Origin of the sequence: Shewanella sp. 11B5 (assembly GCF_002836795.1) — a bacterium.
Taxonomy (GTDB): domain Bacteria; phylum Pseudomonadota; class Gammaproteobacteria; order Enterobacterales; family Shewanellaceae; genus Shewanella; species Shewanella frigidimarina.
In genome coordinates this window covers 1-3,415 of record NZ_PJAP01000882.1, presented here as the reverse complement: position 1 = coordinate 3,415, position 3,415 = coordinate 1, and the positions used below count along the sequence as shown (strand labels likewise).

Here is a 3,415-nt window from a genome sequence, read left to right as displayed (position 1 = left end):
CGAGGGCCTACTGAATTAGACTTAAAGCCACGTAACGAACTGCTACCACCAGAATAATAGTTTTCCCAGAACGGTAAGATTTGATCGTTGTCGTTAAACTGACCATAACCGTTTGAATAACCTAAACGGGCGCGAGCCAATAATACAAACCCATGCTGAGGTGTCAGTGGGAAGTAGAAGTTGGTGTCGAAATCCGTTTTAAAGTACTGTAAGTCAGAACCTGGCACGGTCATTTTACCGCTTAAACGTTGCGACGAACCATCTGTCGGGAACGTACCACGGTTAAGTGTGCTGCGGTACCAACCGGCATTCAATTCAAAGTTATCAAAACTTAAGTCTGAATTAGGATCATCCGTTTCACGATACACATTGTAGAAACGCAATGCTTGTTCATAAGCAGAGATTTCTGAAATAGTATTATGACGATAACCAATACCACCGTTCAAACGGTTATATTCGTTAATCGGAAATCCTGAGTTTAATGCAACACCATAAGATTTATTCTTATAGCGCTCAAGGTTAGCCTCATTAGCATCAAACTCATTCCAGTAAACGCTACCACCTAAACTGACACCGTCTTTAGTGAAGTATGGGTCGGTATAAGACAAGTTGGCACTTTTTGAGTATTTGTTAGTGTTGACACTAAAACCAGCTTGGTTACCAGTACCAAGGAAGTTATTTTGTTCAACGCCAAACTGCAAGCTCACACCAGATTCAGTACCATAACCGACACCTGCGTTGAACGAACCTGACGGTTGCTCTTTCACAGTTACTGCGACATCAACTAAATCGTCACTGCCTGGTACTTGAATGGTTTCAGCATCAACCGTTTCGAAATAACCTAAACGGTTAAGGCGTAGCTTAGACTGTTCAATTTGAGCAGAATTCAACCATGCACCTTCCATTTGACGTAATTCGCGGCGCATAACTTCATCTTTAGTAACTGTGTTACCGGTGAAGTTAATTGAGCGAACATACACGCGCTTACCCGGTTTAACATTGATGTTGAGTACCACTTCTTTGGTTTCATCATCAATTTCAGGATAGGTTTTTACTTCAGGATAAGCATAACCAAAGCGGCCAAGGTATTTGCTGTACATTTCTTCGGTGAATGTCACATCCGCACCGTTGTACATATTGCCCGCTTTAATTGGCAAAATAGATCTCATTAACTCTTCTCGGCCCATTAGGTCACCAATTAAGTTAACTTCTTTCACCTTGTACTTTTCACCTTCATTCACGTTAATAGTGATGTACAAACCTTTACGGTCTGGTGTCATCGCCACTTGTGTTGAAGTCACTTCAAAGCGAATATAGCCTTGATTGTGGTAATAGGTTTTAATGGTTTCTAAGTCAGCTTGTAGCTTTTGCTTTTGGTAGCGACGCTCACCAAACAAATCCCACCATGCCACATAGTCTTTAAGCTCAAGCATACTGATGAGCTCAGAATCTGAGAATACAGTATTACCAACCACGTTAATTTGGCGGATTTCAGCCGCTAAACCTTCGGTAAACTTAAATTTAAGCTCAACACGGTTACGAGGTAAGTTGATGATTTGCGCTTCAACTTTGGCACCGTATTTACCCACACCGTAATAGAAATCTTGCAGGCCTTTTTCAATGCCAGACAACATGGTTCTATCAAGTGATTCGCCAGCTTTAACACCAGAACCGTCAAGACTTTCTTGTAACTGCTCGTCTTTGATATCTTTATTACCGTCAAACGAGATAATACTGATAGTTGGACGTTCTTTAACCGTTACATAGAGTATACCGTCTTCATGACTGACACTGATGTTTTCAAAATTGGTTGAACCGTAAAGGCTCTTAATCGCTTGCTGTAATTTAACTTCATCTACTGTATCACCTACTTTCACAGGTAAACTCAATAGTGCTGCACCGAGAGCAACTCGTTGCAAACCTTCTACTTGGATGTCGGTCACTTCAAAAGGTTGGAAAGACTCTGCCCAACCATTCCCTGAAAAAGACGCGCCGACGAATAACATCGAGGCAAAAATTTTATTAAATCTCATAGAGCACTTCTAATTATTAGTCTGTCCTTGCTCAGAGTCGGGCAAAATCGTTGAATAAGGCTACGCCCATCAACATTAGCAGCAAAGCTGCGCCAAACCTGAATCCTATTTCCTGTACCTTTTCGGGTACAGGCTTACCAGTAATCACTTCTACAAAGTAATACAGCAAGTGTCCCCCATCGAGCACTGGCAGAGGCATTAAATTAATAATGCCTAAGTTAACGCTGATGAGCGCGATAAACCCTAGAAAATACACTAAGCCGTAACTTGCACTGGCGCCTGCGCCTTGTGCAATCGAAATAGGACCACTAAGGTTTTTCACCGACACATCGCCGGTAAATAATTTTCCAATCATCTTGAAGCTGACGACAACGAGTTGCCATGTTTTGTCAGTTGCAGCGATAACAGAATCTACTATGCCATACTCAAGCTCAAAGCGCATATTATCAGGCCATTGGGCTTGGGTTGGGCTAATTCCAACAATTCCGATAGTTTTACCATCAGAATTTTGTTGTGCTTTTGGCACAACATCAACATTGATAAGTTCACCTTGACGCATCAATGTCATATTAATATTTTTATTGGCAGAGCTTTGTACCACATCAACAAACGCATTCCAATCGCTGTATTGAGTGCCATTGATGTTGACGAGTTTATCGCCAATCTTAATGCCCGCTTGCTCTGCCGCACTGTCTTTACTCACTGCCGCTATCGTTGGATCAATCCCTGGACGAAATATCCCCAAACCGAGTGCAGTTATCGGCGACTCTTTTTCTGGATCAAATATCCAATTTCGCGTATCGAGTTTTACGGTGCGAACTGGCATATCCATGCCAGACAACTCTGGTAATGGTGCTAGGGATAACTCAATACTGTCATCACCAATATGACCTACTAAGGCTAAATTAACTTCTTCCCAAGTACGTACCGGTTGTCCTGATACCGCTATAATTTGTTGTGGTTCAACCAACTGAATAACACTAGCTGGGCTATTTAGTTTAGTACTGTCAATGACCGGCTTAATCGACGGAGTACCAATAAGATACATGACATATAACGCTGCTATAGCAAAAATAAAGTTGGCAATAGGGCCTGCAGATACAATCGCAATACGTTGCCAAACCGTTTTACGATTAAAGGCTTGGTCGACTAGCTCGGCGGGGACGTCTTCAACGCGTTCATCAAGCATTTTGACATAACCACCCAAGGGGATCATAGCGACAACATATTCAGTGCCATCTTTACCCACTTTACGCCAAATCGCTTTGCCAAAACCGATAGAGAAACGCTCGACTTTAACGCCACAACGACGGGCAACCCAAAAATGGCCATACTCGTGGGCTGTAATCAAAATACCCAATGCGACGATAAATGAACCCAAG

At 42.4% G+C, this 3,415-nt stretch carries 2 protein-coding genes; both read right to left on the bottom strand.

The window, feature by feature from the left end; all coding sequences use genetic code 11:
• Nucleotides 1–2,033 (bottom strand): outer membrane protein assembly factor BamA (gene bamA, locus CXF78_RS17635; RefSeq protein ID WP_102037491.1); only part of this gene is annotated, 2,033 nt, incomplete at its 3' end.
• Between the two features lie 31 nt (nt 2,034–2,064).
• The gene (gene rseP, locus CXF78_RS17630; protein ID WP_102037490.1) at nt 2,065–3,414 is read right to left on the bottom strand and encodes a sigma E protease regulator RseP; all 1,350 of its coding nucleotides are present in this window, start codon (nt 3,412–3,414) and stop codon (nt 2,065–2,067) included.
• Nucleotide 3,415: the final 1 nt, after the last annotated feature.